A 19,828-nucleotide genomic window follows, 5' to 3' on the forward strand; every position below is an offset into this window, starting at 1 on the left:
TCAGCAAGGCGCGTGCCGGTCGGGCGCCGCGGAGGCAAGGCTTTTGCTACAGGACGTCTTGTATCCTGACCGCCCCATCCCCACTGCCGTCGCGCCATGCCGCTCCGTACCCTCGCCGCGCTCGCGGCCTGCGTCGCCGCCGTGCAGGCCGCCGGGGCGGCGCCGGCCGTGGTCTACGACACCGGCGGCAAGTTCGACCGATCGTTCAACCAGTCGGCCGCCGAAGGCGCCGAGCGCTGGAAACGCGAGACCGGCCAGCCCTTTCTCGAGTTCACCGTCACCAACCCGGCGCAGCGTGAACAGGCGCTGCGGCGCATGGCCGAACGCGGCGCCGACCCCATCGTCGGCATCGGCTTCGCGCAGAGCAGCGCGGTCGAGAAGGTGGCGCGCGACTTCCCCAAGCAACGTTTCGTCATCGTCGACGCCGTCGTCACGCTGCCCAACGTGCAGAGCATCCTGTTCAAGGAACACGAGGGCAGCTTCCTCGTCGGCGTGATGGCCGCCAGCGCCAGCAAGAGCGGCACCGTCGGCTTCGTCGGCGGCATGGACGTGCCGCTGATCCGCAAGTTCCAGTGCGGCTACGAGCAGGGCGTGAAACACGCCGACCCGAAGGCCCGGGTGCTGGCGGCGATGACCGGCACGACGCCGGCCGCCTGGAGCGACCCGGCCCGCGGCGCCGAACTGGCACGCGCGCAGTTCGCCCAGGGCGCCGACGTCGTCTTCGCCGCCGCGGGCGCCACCGGCGTCGGCGTTCTGCAGGCGGCCCGAGACGCCGGCCGGCTGGCGATCGGCGTCGACAGCAACCAGAACCATCTGCACCCGGGCACGGTGCTGACGTCGATGGTCAAGCGCGTGGACGTCGCGGTCTACCAGGCCTTCCAGGGCGTGACGCCGGGCGTCACCGCGCTGGGCCTGAAGGAAGGCGGCGTCGACGTCGCGATCGACGAACACAACGCGAAGCTCGTGACGCCGGCGATGAAGGCCAAGGTCGAGCAGGCGCGTGCCGACATCGTGGCCGGCAAGCTGAAGGTCGTCGACTACATGGCCCACAACGCCTGCCGCTGATGCCGACGACGGGGACCGAGACGCGCGGCGCCGCGGTGCGCCTGCGCGGCATCCGCAAACGTTTCGGCGCGGTGCAGGCCAACGACGGCGTCGACCTGACGGTGGCGCCGGGCCGCGTGCACGGCATCGTCGGCGAGAACGGCGCGGGCAAGAGCACGCTGATGGCCATCCTCTACGGCTTCCACCCGGCCGACGAGGGCACGATCGAGGTCGACGGCCGCGAGGTGACGATCGGCAGCGCGCGCGACGCGATCGCGCTGGGCATCGGCATGGTGCACCAGCACTTCATGCTGGTGGACAGCCTGAGCGCGCTGGACAACGTGCTGCTCGGCGCCGAAGACGGCTGGCAGCTGGGCCGCGCCCGCGCCGCGCTGCGCACGCGGCTGGACGCGCTGATGGCCGAGACCGGCCTGCAGGTGCGCCTGGACACGACGGTGGCCGAGCTGCCGGTCGGCGAGCGCCAGCGGCTGGAGATCCTGAAGGCCCTGGTGCGCGGCGCGCGTCTGCTGATCCTGGACGAACCGACCGCGGTGCTGACGCCGCAGGAGACCGAGCAGCTCTTCGTCACGCTGCGCCGGCTGCGCGAACGCGGCACGACGATCCTGCTGATCACGCACAAGCTGAAGGAGATCCTGGCGCTGTGCGACGCGGTGACGGTGATGCGCGCCGGCCGCGTGGTGCTGGACGGCCCCATCGCCGGCATGACGCTGGACGGGCTGGCCGAGGCGATGGTCGGCCGCCGCGTGCAGCTGGGCCGCGGTGTCGACGGCGGCGCGGCGCCGGGCGACGAGCTGCTGGCCGCGCACGGCCTGCGCTGGCGCGACGCGCTGGGCGTGCCGCGGCTGGACGGCGTGTCGCTGTCGCTGCGTGCCGGCGAGATCGTCGGCGTGGCCGGTGTCGCCGGCAACGGCCAGGGCGAGCTGCTGGACGTGCTGGCCGGGCTGCTGGCGCCGCAGGAAGGCGAACTGGCGCTCGGCGGCCGGCGCTTCACGCCGCCGCGCTGGCTGGACCCGGCGACGGCGCGCACGCTCAAACTCGCCCACGTGCCCGAAGACCGCCACGCACGCGGGCTGGTGATGCCCTTCCCGATGTGGGAGTCGGCGGCGCTGGGCCACGAGGCCGGCTACGCGCGCGCCGGCTGGCTGGACGGCGGCCGCATGCGCGCCGACTGCGCGGCGATGATGGAACGCTACGACGTGCGCCCGCGCGACCCGGCGCTGCGCTCGTCCAGCTTCAGCGGCGGCAACCAGCAGAAGCTGATCCTGGCGCGCGAGACCTGGGGCGGCCCGAAGGTGCTGCTCGTCGGCCAGCCGACCCGCGGCGTCGACATCGGCGCCATCGAGTTCATCCACGGCCGGCTGCGTGCGCTGCGCGACGGCGGGGCGGCGGTGCTGGTCGTGTCGTCCGAACTCGACGAGATCCTGGCGTTGGCGGATCGGGTGCTGGTGATGGCCGGCGGCCGGGTCGTGGGGGAGTTGCCGGTGTCGGAATGCAGTGAGGCGGTGTTGGGGAGGTTGATGGGGGGCGCTGCGTGCTGACAGCGTGCATGGATCGGCGCGAGGCACACCAGCTGGTGGCCGCCGGGATCGCTCGCCGGCATCGGCGCGAGGCACGGCAGGGGGCCGCCGCCGGGGGCTCCGGCTCGCGGACCGGCGCTGCGCGCCGGCTTCGTTGCGCTGCTCGGATTCGGGGTCGCGCGGCCCAACTCGCTGCGCTCACTTCGTTCGCTCCGCTCAAACAGTCGGCCGCGAGCCAGATCACGATGCGCGCTGCGCGCGCCGACCCCGAATCCTCCGCTGCTCACCCGCGAAAGTCGCCCCCGACGACGGCCCCCTGCCGTGCCCACAGCGAGCGGCGGCACACCACCTGTCTGTACGCCACCCGCGGCGAACGAGCAGGTCGTCGGGGCGTGTCGCGGAGTGAAGTATTAGGAGGAGGGAGGGCGCCAGCCCGCCCGGGGGACATGAACGCAGCGGCACGCCCCGACGGCCTGCGGACGCGCCGATGCATGAACGCACGGCGGCCGGCTCTCGCGCCTGCGGTGGCGGGCGGTCTTGCATGGTCCTCCCGCATCGGCGACTGCGCCGAAATGGCGCGCCTGCATCGGCGCGAGGCACGGCAGGAGGCCGCCGCCGGGGGCTCCGGCTCGCGGACCGGCGCTGCGCGCCGGCTTCGTTGCGCTGCTCGGATTCGGGGTCGCGCGGCCCAACTCGCTGCGCTCACTTCGTTCGCTCCGCTCAAACAGTCGGCCGCGAGTCAGATCACGATGCGCGCTGCGCGCGCCGACCCCGAATCCTCCGCTGCTCACCCGCGAAAGTCGCCCCCGACGACGGCCCCCTGCCGTGCCCACAGCGAGCGCTGGCGCACCACCTGTCTGTGCGCCACCTCCGGTGAGCGAGCAGGCCGTCGGGGCGTGTCGCGGAGTGAAGTATTAGGAGGAGGGCGGGCGCCAGCCCGCCCGGGGGACATGAACGCAGCGGCGCGCCCCGGCGGCCTGCGGACGCGCCGATGCATGAACGCACGGCGACCGGCCCCCGCGCATCTGCCGGAGAACGTCTCCCACGAGGAGCACGAAGCCCCATGACCCGCACCCCCGACCTCCCCCGCTGGGTCGACATCGCCGTGCTGCCGCTGGTGAACCTGGCGGCGGCGCTGCTGGTGGCCGGCGGCGTGATGGCGCTGGTGGGCTTCGAGCCGCTGCAGGTGATGAAGCTGCTGGCGCAGGGCGCGTTCGGCAGCCGCATCGGCTGGGGCTACACGCTGTACTACGCGACGACCTTCGTCTTCACCGGGCTGTCGGTGGCCGTGGCGTATCACGCCGGGCTGTTCAACATCGGCGGCGAAGGCCAGGCGATGCTGGGCGGGCTGTGCGCCGGGCTGGTGGCGCTGGCCGCCTCCAGCGTGCTGCCGGCCTGGCTGATGCTGCCGCTGATGGTGGCCGCCGCTGCCGCCGGCGGCTGCGCCTGGGCGGCGGTGCCGGGGGCGCTGCAGGCCTGGCGCGGCAGCCACGTCGTCATCACGACCATCATGTTCAACTTCGTCGCCGCGGCGCTGCTGGGCTGGCTGCTCGTCGGGCCGCTGAAGGAGCCCGGCAACATGACGCCCGAGAGCGCCGCCTTCGCCGACTCGGCGCACCTGCCGGGGCTGCACGAGGCGCTGGGCTGGATCGGCGTCGAGTGGCCGAAGACACCGCTGAACCTGTCGCTGCTGCTGGCCGCCGCGGCCGCCGTCGGCGTCTGGGCGCTGCTGTGGAAGACACGCGCCGGCTACGCCATCCGTGCCGTCGGCTTCGCGCCCGAGGCCGCGCGTTACGCCGGCATCGCGCCCAGGCGCACGGTGCTGCTGGCGATGGCGATCTCGGGCGCGCTGGCCGGGGGGGTGGGCGTCAACGAGATCGCCGGCGTGCACGGGCGGCTGATCCCCGACTTCGTCGCCGGTGCCGGTTTCGTCGGCATCGCCGTCAGCCTGATCGGGCGCAACCACCCGCTGGGCATCGTGCTCGCGTCGCTGCTGTTCGGCGCGCTGTACCAGGGCGGCGCCGAGCTGGCTTTCGAGCTGCCCGGTTTCTCGCGCGACATGGTCGTGCTGCTGCAGGGGCTGGTGGTGCTGTTCGCCGGGGCGATGTCGCGCATCGGCGCGCCGACGCTGGCGCGGCTGTTCGGGAGGCCGGCGCGTGGATGACCTGGCGATCGGCTCGCTGGTGGCGAGCACGCTGCGCGTGTCGGTGCCGCTGATCCTGTGCGCGCTGGCCGGGCTGCTGTCCGAACGCGCCGGCGTCATCGACCTGGGCCTCGAAGGCAAGATGCTCGCGACCGCCTTCGCCGCCGCCGCCACCGGCGCGGTGACGCAGTCGCTGCCAGCGGCGCTGGCCGTGGCGCTGGCCGTCGGCCTGGCCTTGTCGATGCTGCAGGGCTACGCCTGCGTCACGCACGGCGGCGACCAGGTGGTGTTCGGCATGGCGATCACGATGACCGCCGCCGGCGCCACCGTCGTGCTCGGGCTGGCCTGGTTCCAGCAGGGCGGGCAGACGCCGCCGCTGCCCGACGCGGTGCGCCTGGGCCCGTGGTTTTCCGCGCTGGGCGAGCAGGTGGCGCGGCTGCCGGGCATCGGCCCGGGGCTGGCGCTGGCGCTGTTCGGCCACACGGCGCTGGTCTACGGCGCGCTGGCGCTGGTGGCCGCCGTCTGGTGGCTGCTGTGGCGCACACGCTTCGGGCTGCGGCTGCGCGCCGTCGGCGAGAACCCGGCGATGGTCGACGCCGCCGGGGTCGGCGTCGCGCTGCTGCGCTACCAGGCGCTGGCGCTCAACGGCCTGCTGTCGGCGCTGGCCGGCTGCTCGCTGGTGCTGGCGCAGAACCCGTCGTTCATCCCGAACATGACCGCCGGCCGCGGCTACATGGCGCTGGCGGCGATGATCTTCGGCAAGTGGCACCCGGCCGGCGCGCTGGCGGCCTGCCTGCTGTTCGGGTTCCTCGACGCGGTGTCGATCCGGCTGCAGGGCGCCGAGCTGCCGCTCGTCGGCACGGTGCCGGTGCAGGCCATCCAGGCGCTGCCCTATCTGCTGACGGTGGTGCTGCTGGCCGGCTTCATCGGCCGCTCGCGCGCGCCGGCGGCGCTGGGCCGGCCTTACGTGAAGGAGCGCTGATGGAGCAGCCCGACGACGAGACGATGCAGCGCCTGGTCGACGCCGCGCGTGCGGTGCGCCAGAACGCCCACGCGCCCTACTCGCGCTTTGCCGTCGGCGCCGCGCTGCTGGACGCCGAAGGCCGTGTGCACGCCGGCGCCAACGTCGAGAACGCCGCCTACCCGCAGGGCTGGTGCGCCGAGACCTCGGCGCTTGCGGCGATGGTGGCCGCCGGCGGCCGGCGCGTGCGCGCCGTCGTGGTGGTGGGCGCCGGGCCGCGGCCGCTGACGCCCTGCGGCGGCTGCCGCCAGAAGCTGTGCGAGTTCGCCACCGACGACTGCCCCGTCTGGAGCGCCGACGAACACGGCATCACCGCGCGTCACACGCTGGGTGCGCTGCTGCCCGCGGCCTTCGGGCCCGACCATCTGGAGAACACGCCATGAACGAGAGCATCGCCGCCAGCGTGCAGCGCCTGGCCGCGCTGGGCCCGGCGCCCGCCGTCGCCGTCGTGCTGGGCAGCGGCTGGGACGGCATCGCCGCGCTGGTCGACGACCCGGTCGACGTGCCGTATGCCGAGCTGCCGGCCTTCCCGCGGCTGAGCGTGGCCGGCCACGCCGGCGTGCTGCGCGCCGGGCGCGTGCGCGGCACGCCGGTGTGGCTGCTGCGCGGGCGCAAACACGCTTACGAAGACGGCGACGCGGCCGGCATGAAAGGCGCCATCCGCACGCTGGCCGCCGCCGGCTGCCGCACGCTGGTGCTGAGCAACGCCGCCGGCAGCCTGGACGCGGCGATGCCGCCGGGCTCGCTGATGCTGATCGCAGACCATCTGAACGTGGTGCAGCGCACGCCGCTGCACGGCGAGCCGGGCAACGACCGTTTCGTCGACATGGGCCGCGCCTACGACCCGGCGCTGCGCGAGCTGGCGCGCCAGGTGGCGGCGGCCGAAGGCATCACGCTGCCCGAAGGCGTCTACGCCTGGGTGCTGGGGCCGCAGTTCGAGACGCCGGCCGAGATCCGCATGCTGGCGGCGATGGGCGCACAGGCGGTGGGCATGAGCACCGTGCCCGAGACCATCCTGGCGCGCCACGCCGGGCTGCGTGTGCTGGGGCTGTCGATGTTCACCAACATGGCCGCCGGCCTGTCGGCCGAGACGCTGAGCCACGAGCACACGATGGCCGTGGCGCGCAGCGGCGCCGACGACGCGGCGCGGCTGCTGGCGGCGCTGCTGCCGGTGCTGGCGGCGGCCTAGAAGGCGAGCCTCTCTAGAGCTGGTAGCCCAGCACCATCGCGACCCCGGCTTCCTTGTTGGGGCGCACGATGCTGTCGCGTGTCATCCGGCTCATCTTGATGACCAGCTTGTCGCCGACGAACCACTTGCGATAGAGCGTCTCGGCCTCGCCGCTGGCGTACAGGCGCGCCAGCGTGCGGTCGACGGCGGCGAGCAGCGCCTTGTCTTCCTTGCGCACCATGACGCCGTAGGGCTCCACCGACAGCGCCAGCGTGCTGAGCTGGAACCTGTCGGCCGCGCCGTCGGTCGAAGCCAGGCCCTGCAGCAGCGCGTCGTCCTGCGCGAAGGCGCGCACCTTGCCGGCCTTCAGCGCGGCATAGGCTTCGGTGTTGCTGCCGAAGACCTGCAGCTTCAGGTTGACCTCGGTCTCGGCCAGGCGGGAGAACAGCTTCTCGGACGTCGTGCCCTTGCTCAGCGCCAGCGGCAGGCCGTCCAGGTCCTTCAGCGTCGTGACCGGCGTGTCCTTGGGCGTCAGCACACGCATCTGGGCGACGAACATCGTGTAGCTGAACGCCACCTGCTCCTGCCGCGCCTTGGTGTTGGTGGTGGAGCCGCACTCCAGGTCGATCTCGCGCGCCAGCAGCTTGGGGATGCGCTCGGCACCGCTGACCACCTTGTACTGGACCTGCAGCTCGGGCAGCTTCAGCTCGCGCTTCAACTCCTCGACAGCGGCCAGGCACAGGTCGACCGAGTAGCCGACCGGGCGCTTGTTCTCGTCGAGGTACGAGAAGGGCCGCGCCGCTTCGCGCACGCCCAGGGTGATGGTCTTGGTGGACTTGATGCGGCTGAGCGTGTCGCCCGGGGTCTGGGCACTCGCAACACCGCAGGCCGCCAGCAGCGTGATGACTGCCAGCCGGCCGAAACGCAGGGACGCCATGGGGGGCCGTCTTTCGGGAGATCGGGGAGGGCGAGATGGTAAATCTCAGGCGGCGTCCATCCCATGACCAGCAGGGGGTGCTGGGCAGCTGTGGGGTCGGTTGGGTGTGACCGATTGCTCAGTGGTGGGCGGGGTTCGGCTTGGTGCAAGTCCGCTTGCGTCGGCGGGGGCCGGCCGCCGGGGCGTGCCCCTGCGTTCATGTCCCCCGGGCGGGCTGCGCCCGCCCTCCTCCTAATACTTCACTCCGGGACACGCCCCGACGACCGGCTGGCGGCGCGGAGGTGCACTGACGGGCTCACTCGACGCTTCAGCGTGCCGTTCTCTGGCGCAGCCCGTAGCCCTTGGCGACACCCGCGGCGCCGAAGAGCACGATGACGGCGACGCCGGCGACTCGTTGGTCGAGCGTGTCGCCCACCACCAGCAACAGCAGCCCGCCCGCGACCAGTGCGACGCAGCAGACCAGCAGGAACCACTGCGTCCCCACGTTGCCCGACGACGGCGGGCTGGCATAACGCTCCTTCCCACTCAGCCGCAGGTCGCTGGGCGGGTAAGCGGCCACGAGCAGCACGCTGCGCAGACTCATCCACGCCACCACGCCCAGCCCGACCACGAGCATCAGCAGCGGGTTGTGGAGCACCCCGAGCGCGATGGCCACCACGATGGCCAGTTGGTACTGCGTCGCCAGCCTGTCGCGCAGCCGCTGCTCGGTGGCCGCGTCCGGAAGGATGCGGCCCTTGCCGAAGACGCCGAGCGGAAAGAAGACCGTGCTGCCGGCCGCGTCGTGCTTGAAGTTGCCGCGGGCCAGATCGTCGAAGTATTTCAGGCGCATGTTTGATGGCGAGTCGTCGTTTGGCGATCGCGTCCATCCAAGCGGAGCGACCGATTCCTGACGATTCTCGGCACGCAACGGCGCGGGTCCAGTGCTGGCGCCCGTCGCGCAGAGGATGACGTCTGAATGCGGCAAGCGGCATTTAAATGGCCTGCCAGCGGGCAGATTCTTAACAGCCTGCTAGCGATCTCGCACCGCAAGGCCTAGCCATTGTCGCTTGAATTCCTTCAGCTGAGCTTGCCCCTGCCTATCGAAGCGAAACAGAGCAGAACTGTCGGCCGCACGCATCCATTCATCCCACGCATCTGCAATTCTGGCGGCCTGCGAAGGATAGAGGCGGTATGCTCGAACGGCATAAGTAAAGAAAGTGACGTATGGATGCTCCCACTCGTTACCCTTCTCCAGGGCCAGTCTCCTCGATGTATCTAGCTCCCAAGCCCCCTCCCAGAATCTCTCGATCCCAACGTCGTCTGCTCTACGAACACTGATTTGCATGCAGATAGTCCCCAGCGTAGTGTGCGGGAAGGCGTCGCGTGGATGAATAGAGACAGCCTTCTTAGCGAACGAATATGCTGTCTCATCCTGATTCCGTCGTGCGGCCAGCAAGGCCCTCTGCTCCCAATAGCGCGAGTTCCAACTCATTAGCGGCAGAAGCTCACCATACCAACGATCCGCGGATTCAGGGAGATCCCGCGCGACGACGTCACAGTCCATGAGTTCACGGAGAATTCTGTACGGATACGTTCTGCGAGTAATCGATTGCGGAACGACTAACGCGGACAACTGCTTGGCCAAGTACAGACTAATATCAAAACGCTCTTTCGGACTAGCCAAACTCCAGACGTGAATTGCGAAAGATCGACTCCTCAGCCGAAGCCCTTTCTCATCGAGAAATGTCAACTCCGCATAGGGACTCGGAGGCTCCACAAATTCCTCAAGCGACATTTTCCCGTTGAGCGCAGAAGCAAACTGAAACGGGAGCGAGTATCCGAATCGATGTGTAGCCGCACAGGTTAGAAGTAGCCGCCGATCTGCCGCGTTACCCGCAACACTTTCTAGAATCTGCGAGATAACTTGGCGGTACGAGCGAGCGCCCTCAAGGCTCTCGAGCCACTCCAGCATGCGACGGCTGTAATGATCCTTGAAGTCCAACCACCCATCAAGACTCTTCATCCCTGTGCAGCGACCAAGGCGTCCGCGTTGACGCCGCAAGGCAAAAATACTATCGAAGTGCCTGCGGGGCACCGGCTCAAGATCGACCGGAAGCACCAACGCGGCAAGTAGATCCGCATGGACACCGCGCACACGCCAAGCCTCGGCTGTAGCAATGACTCGAAGCTGGAGCTGCCTCTTGGCCGCCGCACCGATTAGCGAGGTAAGAGAGTTTGAGAAGTCAGCACAGTCATCAAAAACCAAGACAGCTTGAGGCTTTGATGCAAGGTATTCACAGACCGCTTCCTCATCGAATCGCTCCTCCGCCCGGAACAACCAAGTCTCTCGGCCAGCCGCGTTCAGAGTGGCTGCGATTCTGAGGGCTGACGTTGATTTACCGCATACCGGGCCCCCACTAATCAGAACAACACGCTGATCGCGCCCGGGATCTTGTAGCCAAATCGCTGCCTTCTCAACATATTCAAGCCTGCCGTCAAGTTCATCTACGACGTGATGCCACTGACACTCCGCAGACGCGTAAAAATCAAGAAGCCGACGCGGCCTAGGAGCAACCAGCGTCAGCTGTTTAAATGCAGCGCGGACGAGTGCTGCCGATGCGCGCGCTTGAGGTGTTTGCGAAGGTTGAGCAGCAAGGTAGGCTTGGTAGTCCGATCGAAGTGCGGCAAAAAATACATCGCCTGTGGCCGCGACGGGAACAAGTCCTTGCCGCCGGAACCTAGCCTCCTCGCCCGGAGCAAACCCCTTTAGAACAATAAAAGACGGACACCCACCACGCTCCCGAGACTTATTACCTATCTCAAGGACAGTGGCAAGATCAAACTCATCACGAAGGCGTGCGCCGCATACGATAAATGGCTTTCTGACAAACTCAGACCGAAATTCCGCATGCCAACCCGGAGAAACCTCCTGGCGGGCGGCATACTGTTTGAGCGAAAAAATAAGTCTGCCAGCATCCCCCTGAATTAATGATGCACGACTATGAAGATGCACTATCTGTGACTCATTCGCAGCAAGCGGCCGCACAGACAAGGCATCGTCCCAAGTAAATATTTTGACACCAAGCCCCCCTGAATCTGCCACCACACGCTGCAACACATCATCAATATTGAGCGTCCATATTCTCTTCCATGGAAACTCAACGAGGATCGACTGCCACGTCGGCTTGCAGTGTGTAAATCGAGCGCGTAGAAGTTCGGCGAGTGGCGTTCGATTCTGAGGAGTGGCCGCAATATCTCCATATACCAGCTGCAGATCCGAACAGTCTGGCTCTTCATTTTCGAGATTGAATCTTGCGTTCAACTCCCGAGCCAGATCCGGGCCGCCATTCAACTCGTGACCGTCGCCGCCTACAACGCCAAAACTCGCGCCAGCACCAGTAAGTAGATTGACGGCTCTTTCATTCAAGGCACGAAGCAGCAGCGCCAAATCATCGGCCGATACACCCAGCCTCATTAGCTCCGACATTTAATCCCCCTCCCAATTTTCACCACATTTCCACCGAAGATATTTTCACCACAGCCCAAATATATAAGAAAGCCTACACCAGCAGCAGCAAGCTCGACTGGTCCAGCGGGTACTACCACCGCCTGCGGCTCGTACTTTCAAGCCTCCACCTAAGCAGACCATGATCAGCCTATATACATGGCGCCTCGCTTGCAAGTTACCTCGTCAACATCGAGTCGCGTCACGCGATCACCCGTTAGCCACCTCCGATCGGTGGCGCTGGCAAAGCACCTGATACCCGACGCCTTGCAGTTCGCCTCCTATCGGACCCGGATGTTCTAAGCGGTGCTTTTAGAACGGTACGGCACATGTCATCGCAACGCAGAGGTAGAGAACGCACAGATTCAACGGGAGACGGCGCCACTCTGGTTCGCGTTGCCTGCTATGCGCCGCCTAGTCTTCACTCGCATCATCGCAAGCGCCTATGAGCGCGACATCACCTTCGTGGTGCCGTGCGTCATCAATCACTGCATCTCATGACCAGTGCGCGCGTCCTCTCGCGCCTCGCGTAGCCCCCGGTGTCAAACTCCACCCCGACACCATCCCCGTCCGCCGAACCCCAATGAAAGACCTGATCGCCACCTCCCGCACCGCGCTCGCCTGTCTGGACCTGACGAGCCTGAACGACGCCGACACGGCGGCTGACGTGGAGCGCCTGTGCCGGCGCGCCGAGGGGCCGCAGGGGCGGGTGGCGGCGGTGTGCGTCTGGCCGCGGTTCGTGGCGCAGGCGCGGGCGGCGCTGCCGCCGGCCGTCAAGGTGGCGGCGGTGGCCAACTTTCCAGACGGCAGCACGGACGTCGAACGCGCCGTGCGCGAGGCGGCCGAGATCGTGGCCGCCGGCGGCGACGAGGTTGACGTCGTGATGCCCTGGCAGGCGCTGGACCAGGCGCGCACGCTGCTCGCCCAGGTGCGGCGCGAAACACGCGGCCGCACGCTGAAGGTCATCCTCGAGACCGGCGAGCTGCGCGACCCGCTGCTGATCCGCAACGCCGCACGCATCGCGCTCGACGCCGGCGCCGACTTCCTGAAGACCAGCACCGGCCGCACGCCCCACGGCGCGACGATCGACGCCGCGCGCCTGCTGCTCACCGCCATCAACAGCGGCGGCTACCGCCAGGCGGGGCTCAAGGTCTCGGGCGGCATCCGCACCGCCGAGCAGGCGCAGAACTACGTCTACCTGGCACGCGCAGCCCTCGGCCAGCCGACGCCGGCGCGCTTTCGCATCGGCGCCAGCAGCCTGCTCGACGACCTGCAGGCCGTGATCGGCGGCACGGCGCGGCCGGCGGCGGCCGGCCGCTACTGATGGCGGCGCGCCGGCCGGCCGCGCAGCCGGTGCTCGCCGCGCTGGCGCTGGCCGCCGCGCTGCTGGGCGGCTGCGCCGCGGCACCGTCCGCCGCCCCGCCCACCACCGCCCCCGCGGCCACCGTGCCGCTGCGCCTGCTGGCGATCAATGACTTCCACGGCCACCTGCTGCCGCCGCCCGGCGGTTATCGCGAGGTGGACCCGGCCGACCCGGCGCGCAGCCGCAGCATCCCGGCCGGCGGCGCCGCGGCCATGGCCAGCGCGGTGCGCGAGCTGGCGGCCGGGCACCCGAACCACGTCTTCGTCGCCGCCGGCGACCTGGTCGGCGCGTCGCCGCTGCTGTCGGCGCTGTTCCACGACGAGCCGACGGTCGAGTCGCTGTCGGCGATGGGCCTGGCCTACGCCGCCGTCGGCAACCACGAGTTCGACGACGGCACCGACGAGCTGCTGCGCCTGCAGCACGGCGGCTGCCACCCGGTGGACGGCTGCCGCGGGCCCAGGCCGTTCGCCGGCGCCGGCTTCCAGTACCTGGCGGCCAGCACCGTCGTGCGCGCCACCGGCCAGACGCTGCTGCCGCCCTACGCCATCCGCCGCTTCGACGGCGTGCCGGTGGCCTTCGTCGGCCTCACGCTGAAGGGCACGCCGCAGATCGTGTCGCCCGCCGGCGTGGCCGGGCTGGCGTTCCGCGACGAGGCCGAGACCGTCAACACGCTGGTGCCCGAGCTGCAGCGCCAGGGCGTGCAGGCCATCGTCGTGCTGCTGCACGAAGGCGGCGAGGCCGACGGCGGGCGCGACGGCTGCGACGACCTGCGCGGCGCCATCACGCGCATCGTGCCGCGGCTGCACCCGGCGGTGGACGTCGTCGTCAGCGGCCACACGCACCGCGCCTACGTCTGCCGCGTCGACGGGCGGCTGGTCACCAGCGGCGACCGCTACGGCACGCTGGTCACGGCCATCGACCTGGAACTCGACCGCGCCAGCGGCGAGGTGCTGCGCTCGCAGGCGCACAACGTCGTCGTCGACACGCGCCGCTTCGCGCCCGACGCCGGCCAGCAGGCGCTGATCGCCGCCTACGAACGCCTGGCCGCGCCGCTGGCCAAGCGTGTGGTGGGCACGATCGCCGCGTCGCTGACACGCGAGAGCGACGCCTCGGGCGAGTCGGTGCTGGGCCGCGTCGTCGCCGACGCGCAGCTCGAGGCCACGCGCGCCGCCGGCGCCCGGCTGGCGCTGACCAACCCCGGCGGGCTGCGCAGCCCGATCCTGAAACCCGCCGACGGCCGCGTGCGCTACGAGGACGTGTTCGAGGCCCAGCCCTTCGGCAACCGGCTGGTGACACTGACGATCAGCGGCGCGCAACTGGCAGCGCTGCTGGAACAGCAGTTCCGAGGCGAGCGCCCGCGCCTGCTGCAGGCCTCGCGCGGCCTGCGCTACGAGTGGGACGCCACGCGCCCGGCCGGCGCGCGGCTGCTGCCGGGCTCGCTGACGCTGGACGGCCAGCCGGTCACGCCCGATCAGCCGGTGCGCCTGACGGTCAACAGCTACCTCGCCGAGGGCGGCGACCGTTTCCCGATGCTGCGCGACGGCCGCGAGCGGGTCGTCGGCATCGGCGACGCCGACGCGCTGGCCGACTACCTGGGCCGCCACCCCGGGCTGCAGCCGCCGCAGGACGCACGCGCCGTGCGCCGCCGCTGAACGAGGAAACACGATGCTGCCTGCCGAAGTGATCGCCCACAAGCGCGACGGCCGCGTGCTGTGCGACGCCGAGATCCGCGCCTTCGTCGCCGGCCTGACCGCGCCCGAAGGCGAGGCGCGCTGGAGCGACGCCCAGGTTGCGGCGCTGGCGATGGCCGTGCTGCTGCGCGGCATGGACCGCACCGAGACCGTGGCGCTGACGCAGGCGATGACCGACTCGGGCGAGCGCCTGCGCTGGGCCGGCTTCGGCCGCCCGGTGCTGGACAAACACAGCACCGGCGGCCTGGGCGACAAGACCAGCCTGCTGCTGGCGCCCATCGTCGCCGCCTGCGGCGGCCTGGTGCCGATGATCAGCGGCCGCGGCCTGGGCCACACCGGCGGCACGCTGGACAAGCTGGAGGCGCTGCCCGGCTACCGCGTCGACCCATCGCCCGAGCGCCTGCATGCGGTGCTGCGCACGGCCGGCTGCGCCATCGTCGGCGCGTCCGCGCGCCTGGCGCCGGCCGACCGCCGGCTCTACGCCATCCGCGACGTCACGGCCACCGTCGAGTCGCTGCCGCTGATCACCGCCAGCATCCTCAGCAAGAAGCTCGCGGCCGGGCTGGACGCGCTGGTGCTGGACGTCAAGGTCGGCAGCGGCGCCTTCATGCGCGACGCGGCGGCGGCGCAGGCGCTGGCCACGAGCCTGGTCGACACCGCACGCGGCGCCGGTCTCGCCGCCGCGGCGCTGGTCACCGACATGAACCAGGTGCTGGGCCGCACGGCCGGCAACGCGCTGGAAGTCGCCGAATGCCTGGCGCTGCTGCGCGGCGAGCCGGGCGACGCACGCCTGGTCGACGTCACGCTGGGCCTGGCGGCGCGGCTGCTGGTGCTGGGCGGGCTGCAGGCCGACGAGCCGGCGGCGCTGGCCGCGGCGCGCCAGGCGCTGGCCAGCGGCGCGGCGGCCGAACGTTTCGCGGCGATGGTCGCCGGGCTGGGCGGCCCGGCCGACGTGCTGAAGGATGCGCGGCTGGCCAGTGCGCCGGTCATCGCCGAGGTGCCTGCGCCGCGCGACGGCGTGGTCGCCGCGATCGACGCGCGTGCGCTGGGTTATGCGATCGTCGAACTGGGCGGCGGCCGGCGCCGCGGCGGCGACATGATCGACCCGCGTGTCGGCCTGGACGAGATGGTCGCGCTGGGCGAGACACGCCGCGCCGGCGAGCCGCTGGCGCGTGTGCACGCGGCCGACGACGCCGGCGCCGCGCGTGCCGTGGCCGCGGTGCAGGCCGCCGTCACGCTGGCCGACAGCGCGCCGGCACCGCCGCCCTGGCTGCATCAACGGATTGACGGAGACAGTGCATGAAGCCCGTGGTGAAGATCTGCTGCATCGCCAGCGTCGACGAAGCGCGCCGCGCGGTCGCGGCCGGCGCCTCGGCGCTGGGCCTGGTGTCGGCGATGCCCAGCGGGCCCGGCGTGATCGACGACACAACGATCGCCGAGATCGCCGCCGCGGTGCCGCCGCCGACACGCACCTTCTTGCTGACCTGCCGCACCGACGCGGCCTCGATCGCCGCGCAGCACGCCGCCGCCGGCACGACGACGCTGCAGCTCGTGGACGCGGTGGCCGTCGAAGAGTTGCAGGCGCTGCGCAGGCTGTGCCCGGGCGTCGAGATCGTGCAGGTCATCCACGTGACGGGCGAAGCCTCGATCGACGAAGCGGTGGCGGTGGAGCCCTATGTCGACGCGATCCTGCTCGACTCGGGCAACCCGGCGCTCGCGGTCAAGGAGCTGGGCGGCACCGGCCGGCGCCATGACTGGGCGATCAGCCGCCGCATCCGCGACGCGATCGGCCCGCTGCCACTGGTCCTGGCGGGCGGCCTGAACCCGGCCAACGTGCGCCAGGCCGTCGAGACGGTGCAGCCCTACGGCCTGGACCTGTGCAGCGGCGTGCGCTGCAACGGCCAGCTCGACGACCGCAAGCTGGCCGCGTTCTTCGCCGCGCTGGACGGCGTCTAACGTTCGCCCTGGCGGTACGGCTTCATCAAGGCCTGCGGGTAGGCCGCGCGCCGCGCCATCACCACGAGCGCGACGATCGCCATCGCGTAAGGGAGCATCAGGTAGACCTGGTACGGCAGCTCGACGCCGAAGACACCGCCGCCGGCCTGCTGCAGGCGCAGCTGCAGCGCGTCGAAGAAGGCGAACAGCAGCGCGCCGGCCAGCGCCTTGCCCGGCCGCCAGGACGCGAACACGACCAGCGCCACGCAGACCCAGCCGCGGCCGTTGACCATGTTGAAGTAGAAGGCGTTGAAGGCCGACAGCGTCAGGAAGGCGCCGGCCACGCCCATCAGCGCCGAGCCCGCGGCCACGGCACCGAGGCGCAGGCGCACGACGTTCAGGCCCTGGCCTTCGGCGGCGGCCGGGTTCTCGCCGACCATGCGCACGGCCAGCCCCAGCGGCGTGCGGTAGAGGAACCAGGCGATCGCCGGCACCCCCAGCAGTGCCAGCAGCACCGGCGGCGTCTGCTCGTTGAGCACGGGGATCGGCAGCCAGGACATCGGCTCGAAGGGCTGGATCGTCGGCGGCGTCTCGACCTTGGGGAAACCGACGCGGTAGGCGAAGCTCGCCAGGCTGGTCGCCAGCAGCGTGATGCCCAGCCCGGCGACGTGCTGCGACAGCCCGAGCACGACGGTCAGTCCGCCGTGCAGCAGGCCGAAGACGGCGCCGACCGCCGCGGCGACGGCGACGCCGGTCCACAGCCCGGCGCCCTGGTAGACCGCCAGCCAGCCGGCGAAGGCGCCGGCGACCATGATCCCTTCGATGCCGAGGTTCAGAACCCCGGCGCGTTCGCACAGCAGCACGCCCAGCGTGCCCAGCACCAGCGGCGTCGCGATGCGCAGCACCGCCACCCAGAAGGGCGCGGCCATCAGCAAATCAAGCGTTTCGCTCATGCTCTGCGAACTCGATACTGGGTCAGCATCGTCGCCACCAGCACGCTGATCAGCGACACGGCGACGATGACGTCGGCGATGTAGGTCGGCACGGAGACCGCGCGGCTCATGCTGTCGGCGCCGACCAGCATGCCGGCGACGAAGACCGCGGCGGCGACGACGGCCAGCGGGTTCAGCATCGCCAGCATCGCGATGACGATGCCGCTGTAGCCGTAGCCCGGGCTCATGTCCAGCGTGACGTAGCCGGTGCGCCCGGCGACCTCGACGGCGCCGGCCAGCCCGGCCAGCGCGCCCGACAGCAGCGCCACCTTCACCGTCGTCCAGCCCACCGGCATGCCGGCGAAACGCGCGGCACGCGGGTTGGCGCCGACGGCGCGGATCTGGAAGCCCAGCGTCGTGTACTTCAAGAGCGCCCACAGCGCGACGGCCAGCACGACGGCGGCGACGAGGCCGGTGTGCACGCGGCTGCGTTCGAGCAGCTTGTCGAGCTGCAGCGCGTCCTGCAGCGCCACGCTCTGCGGCCAGCCCATCGCCATCGGGTCCTTCATCGCGCCGTCGAGCATCGCCGAGACGAAGAGCAGCACGATGAAGTTCAGCAGCAGCGTCGTCACGACCTCGTCGACGCCGAAGCGGCTCTTCAAGAGCGCCGGGCCCAGCAGCAGCAGCGCGCCGGCCAGCGCGGCGGCGGCGAACATCAGCACGAAGAGCAGCGCCGGCGCGATCTCGTAGCCGACCCCGTCGTGCAGCCCGCCGACGGCCACCGCCGCCAGCGCGCCGGCGTAGAGCTGGCCTTCGGCGCCGATGTTGAACAGCCGGGCGCGGAACGCGACCGCGGCGGCCAGGCCGGTGAAGATCAGCGGCGTCGCGCGTGTCAGCGTCTCGGTGATCGCGAAGCGCGAGCCGAAGCCGCCTTCGAGCAGCAGCGCATAGGCCCGGCCGACCGGCGCGCCGGCCCAGGCCACGAGAAGCGAGGTCACGAGCAGCGTGAAGGCCACGGCGGCCAACGGCGCGGCGACGAGCAGCGCACGCGGCACCTCGGTGCGTCGTTCAAGCCGCATGCGCCACCTCCCGGCCGGCACCGGCCATCGCCAGGCCGATGTCGGCCAGCGTCCAGTCGGCCGCGGCGCGCGGCGCGCCGAGCACGCCGTGGCAGATGACGGCGACACGGTCGGCGAGCGCGAAGATCTCGTCCAGGTCTTCGCTGATCAGCAGCACCGCGGCGCCGGCGGCGCAGGCGTCGAGCAGCTGCTGGTGCACGTAGGCGACGGCGCCGACGTCCAGGCCCCAGGTCGGCTGGTTGGCGACGACCAGCCGCGGCGTCGTGCCGCTGCCCCGCAGCGCGCGGCCGAGGATCAGCTTCTGCATGTTGCCGCCGGACAGCGAGCGCGTCGTCGTGTCCAGGCCGCCGCCGCGCACGTCGAAACGTTCGACGACCTCGCGTGCGAAGGCGCGTGCGGCGCCGCGGCGCACGACGCCCCAGCGGGCGAAGGCCGGGCTGGCGTGGCGCTCGAGCACCGCGTTCTCCCAGATCGGCAGGTCGCCGACGACACCGACGGCGTGGCGGTCTTCGGGGATGCGCGCGACGCCGGCTTCGACAAAACGCCGCGGCGACGGCGGCAGCGCCTGGCCGTCCAGCCGCACGGCGCCACCGGGTGGCGCGTGCTCGCCGCACAGCGCCTCGGCCAGCGCCTGCTGGCCGTTGCCGGCGACCCCGGCGACCGCGAAGACCTCGCCGGCGCGGATGGCCAGCGTCGTGCCGGGCAGCTCGCAGACCACCGGACCGGGTTCGTGGCGCGTCTTGACCGCCGGGGCCACCGTGCGGCCGACCATCGCCTCGGCGAGGTCGGCCTTGCTCGCGCCTTCGGCCGGCAGCACGGCGATCAGCTTGCCGCCGCGCAGCACGGCGATGCGGTCGCTGACACGCAGCACCTCGTCGAGCTTGTGGCTGATGAAGATGATCGACAGGCCGCCTTCGACCATCTGCGCCAGCGTCGCGAACAGCGACTCGCTCTCCTGCGGCGTCAGCACCGCGGTCGGCTCGTCGAGGATCAGGATGCGCGCGCCGCGCACCAGGGCCTTCAGGATCTCGACACGCTGGCGCTCGCCCACCGACAGCTCGGCGATGCGCGCGTCGGGGTCGACCTGCAGGCCGAAACGCTGCGCCGCGTCGAGCAGGCGGCGGCGCCAGTCGCCGCGGCGCGTGAACGGCTGCCACAGCGGCTCGGTGCCGAGCATCACGTTGTCGAGCACGCTCAGGTTGTCGGCCAGCGTGAAGTGCTGGTGCACCATGCCGATGCCGGCGGCCAGCGCCGCCTTCGGCTGGCCCGGCGGCAGCGTGCGGCCGTCGACCTCGATCGAACCTTCGTCGGCGACGTAGTGGCCGAAGAGGATGGACACCAGCGTGCTCTTGCCGGCGCCGTTCTCGCCGAGCAGCGCGAGCACCTCGCCGCGGTCCAGATCCAGCGAGATGCCGTCGTTGGCGACCAGGGGGCCGAAGCGTTTGGTGACGCCCTTCAGGCGCAGGACCGGGGGACTCGCAGACATCGGCGGA

Annotated in this window: 16 protein-coding genes; 10 read left to right on the forward strand and 6 right to left on the reverse strand. The window is 70.7% G+C overall.

Annotation, left to right across the window (positions count from 1 at the left end; genetic code table 11):
- The first annotated feature begins 96 nt into the window (after positions 1–96).
- The 6 genes from LOC65_RS07405 to LOC65_RS07430 all read left to right on the forward strand — a co-directional run bounded on the left by LOC65_RS07405 (position 97) and on the right by LOC65_RS07430 (position 6,935).
- On the forward strand, positions 97–1,065 hold the full coding sequence (locus tag LOC65_RS07405; protein WP_230247081.1) for a BMP family protein: 969 nt from the start codon (positions 97–99) through the stop codon (positions 1,063–1,065).
- On the forward strand, positions 1,065–2,603 hold the full coding sequence (locus LOC65_RS07410; RefSeq protein ID WP_230247082.1) for an ABC transporter ATP-binding protein: 1,539 nt from the start codon (positions 1,065–1,067) through the stop codon (positions 2,601–2,603). Before LOC65_RS07405 ends, LOC65_RS07410 begins: the two co-directional genes overlap by 1 nt.
- Before the next feature lie 1,042 nt (positions 2,604–3,645).
- A complete protein-coding gene (locus tag LOC65_RS07415; RefSeq protein ID WP_230247083.1) occupies positions 3,646–4,746 on the forward strand; it encodes an ABC transporter permease in 1,101 nt (366 codons plus the stop codon).
- Positions 4,739–5,707 (forward strand): ABC transporter permease, encoded by a 969-nt coding sequence (locus tag LOC65_RS07420; RefSeq protein ID WP_230247084.1) that lies wholly within the window; start codon positions 4,739–4,741, stop codon positions 5,705–5,707. The genes LOC65_RS07415 and LOC65_RS07420 overlap by 8 nt, the downstream gene beginning before the upstream one ends.
- Positions 5,707–6,129, forward strand: a complete 423-nt coding sequence (locus LOC65_RS07425) for a cytidine deaminase (RefSeq protein ID WP_230247085.1) — start codon at positions 5,707–5,709, stop codon at positions 6,127–6,129. Before LOC65_RS07420 ends, LOC65_RS07425 begins: the two co-directional genes overlap by 1 nt.
- Positions 6,126–6,935 (forward strand): purine-nucleoside phosphorylase, encoded by an 810-nt coding sequence (locus LOC65_RS07430; RefSeq protein WP_230247086.1) that lies wholly within the window; start codon positions 6,126–6,128, stop codon positions 6,933–6,935. Before LOC65_RS07425 ends, LOC65_RS07430 begins: the two co-directional genes overlap by 4 nt.
- A gap of 13 nt (positions 6,936–6,948) precedes the next feature.
- Here the strand turns inward: LOC65_RS07430 and LOC65_RS07435 are convergent, their stop codons facing one another.
- The 3 genes from LOC65_RS07435 to LOC65_RS07445 form a co-directional block, all read right to left on the reverse strand.
- Positions 6,949–7,851, reverse strand: coding sequence for an amino acid ABC transporter substrate-binding protein (locus LOC65_RS07435; protein ID WP_230247087.1), 903 nt, complete (start codon positions 7,849–7,851; stop codon positions 6,949–6,951).
- A gap of 307 nt (positions 7,852–8,158) precedes the next feature.
- Entirely contained in the window at positions 8,159–8,680 is a 522-nt protein-coding gene (locus LOC65_RS07440; RefSeq protein ID WP_230247088.1) for a hypothetical protein, read from the reverse strand.
- A 180-nt stretch (positions 8,681–8,860) separates the two neighbouring features.
- Complete coding sequence (locus LOC65_RS07445) at positions 8,861–11,317, reverse strand: hypothetical protein (RefSeq protein WP_230247089.1); 2,457 nt, start codon at positions 11,315–11,317, stop codon at positions 8,861–8,863.
- A 601-nt stretch (positions 11,318–11,918) separates the two neighbouring features.
- Between LOC65_RS07445 and deoC the strand changes: the two genes are divergently transcribed.
- From deoC to LOC65_RS07465, 4 genes are read left to right on the forward strand one after another with little or no spacing between them, the layout of a single operon-like run.
- Positions 11,919–12,659, forward strand: a complete 741-nt coding sequence (deoC, locus tag LOC65_RS07450) for a deoxyribose-phosphate aldolase (RefSeq protein WP_230247090.1) — start codon at positions 11,919–11,921, stop codon at positions 12,657–12,659.
- Positions 12,659–14,350, forward strand: a complete 1,692-nt coding sequence (locus LOC65_RS07455; RefSeq protein WP_230247091.1) for a bifunctional UDP-sugar hydrolase/5'-nucleotidase — start codon at positions 12,659–12,661, stop codon at positions 14,348–14,350. The genes deoC and LOC65_RS07455 overlap by 1 nt, the downstream gene beginning before the upstream one ends.
- Positions 14,351–14,363: 13 nt before the next feature.
- Entirely contained in the window at positions 14,364–15,692 is a 1,329-nt protein-coding gene (locus LOC65_RS07460) for a thymidine phosphorylase (protein ID WP_230247092.1), read from the forward strand.
- On the forward strand, positions 15,689–16,345 hold the full coding sequence (locus tag LOC65_RS07465; protein ID WP_230247093.1) for a phosphoribosylanthranilate isomerase: 657 nt from the start codon (positions 15,689–15,691) through the stop codon (positions 16,343–16,345). Before LOC65_RS07460 ends, LOC65_RS07465 begins: the two co-directional genes overlap by 4 nt.
- Here LOC65_RS07465 and LOC65_RS07470 read toward each other — a convergent pair.
- Genes LOC65_RS07470 through LOC65_RS07480 form a run of 3 tightly spaced genes read right to left on the reverse strand, consistent with a single transcriptional unit; the run spans position 16,342 to position 19,821 of the window.
- Positions 16,342–17,277, reverse strand: a complete 936-nt coding sequence (locus tag LOC65_RS07470) for an ABC transporter permease (protein ID WP_230247094.1) — start codon at positions 17,275–17,277, stop codon at positions 16,342–16,344. The genes LOC65_RS07465 and LOC65_RS07470 overlap by 4 nt on opposite strands.
- A complete protein-coding gene (locus LOC65_RS07475; RefSeq protein WP_230247095.1) occupies positions 17,274–18,335 on the reverse strand; it encodes an ABC transporter permease in 1,062 nt (353 codons plus the stop codon). Before LOC65_RS07475 ends, LOC65_RS07470 begins: the two co-directional genes overlap by 4 nt.
- Complete coding sequence (locus tag LOC65_RS07480; protein WP_230247096.1) at positions 18,325–19,821, reverse strand: ABC transporter ATP-binding protein; 1,497 nt, start codon at positions 19,819–19,821, stop codon at positions 18,325–18,327. Before LOC65_RS07480 ends, LOC65_RS07475 begins: the two co-directional genes overlap by 11 nt.
- Positions 19,822–19,828: the final 7 nt, after the last annotated feature.

This window comes from Rubrivivax sp. JA1055 (assembly GCF_020966565.1).
Taxonomy (GTDB): Bacteria; Pseudomonadota; Gammaproteobacteria; order Burkholderiales; family Burkholderiaceae_C; genus Rubrivivax; species Rubrivivax benzoatilyticus.

Bases quoted from the DNA above. Each gene is read 5' to 3' on its own strand.
- LOC65_RS07405 (WP_230247081.1), top strand. From the start codon at position 97: ATGCCGCTCCGTACCCTCGCCGCGCTCGCGGCCTGCGTCGCCGCCGTG.
- LOC65_RS07410 (WP_230247082.1), top strand. From the start codon at position 1,065: ATGCCGACGACGGGGACCGAGACGCGCGGCGCCGCGGTGCGCCTGCGC.
- LOC65_RS07415 (WP_230247083.1), top strand. From the start codon at position 3,646: ATGACCCGCACCCCCGACCTCCCCCGCTGGGTCGACATCGCCGTGCTG.
- LOC65_RS07425 (WP_230247085.1), top strand. From the start codon at position 5,707: ATGGAGCAGCCCGACGACGAGACGATGCAGCGCCTGGTCGACGCCGCG.
- LOC65_RS07430 (WP_230247086.1), top strand. From the start codon at position 6,126: ATGAACGAGAGCATCGCCGCCAGCGTGCAGCGCCTGGCCGCGCTGGGC.
- LOC65_RS07435 (WP_230247087.1), bottom strand. From the start codon at position 7,851: ATGGCGTCCCTGCGTTTCGGCCGGCTGGCAGTCATCACGCTGCTGGCG.
- LOC65_RS07440 (WP_230247088.1), bottom strand. From the start codon at position 8,680: ATGCGCCTGAAATACTTCGACGATCTGGCCCGCGGCAACTTCAAGCAC.
- LOC65_RS07445 (WP_230247089.1), bottom strand. From the start codon at position 11,317: ATGTCGGAGCTAATGAGGCTGGGTGTATCGGCCGATGATTTGGCGCTG.
- deoC (WP_230247090.1), top strand. From the start codon at position 11,919: ATGAAAGACCTGATCGCCACCTCCCGCACCGCGCTCGCCTGTCTGGAC.
- LOC65_RS07455 (WP_230247091.1), top strand. From the start codon at position 12,659: ATGGCGGCGCGCCGGCCGGCCGCGCAGCCGGTGCTCGCCGCGCTGGCG.
- LOC65_RS07460 (WP_230247092.1), top strand. From the start codon at position 14,364: ATGCTGCCTGCCGAAGTGATCGCCCACAAGCGCGACGGCCGCGTGCTG.
- LOC65_RS07465 (WP_230247093.1), top strand. From the start codon at position 15,689: ATGAAGCCCGTGGTGAAGATCTGCTGCATCGCCAGCGTCGACGAAGCG.
- LOC65_RS07470 (WP_230247094.1), bottom strand. From the start codon at position 17,277: ATGAGCGAAACGCTTGATTTGCTGATGGCCGCGCCCTTCTGGGTGGCG.
- LOC65_RS07475 (WP_230247095.1), bottom strand. From the start codon at position 18,335: ATGCGGCTTGAACGACGCACCGAGGTGCCGCGTGCGCTGCTCGTCGCC.
- LOC65_RS07480 (WP_230247096.1), bottom strand. From the start codon at position 19,821: ATGTCTGCGAGTCCCCCGGTCCTGCGCCTGAAGGGCGTCACCAAACGC.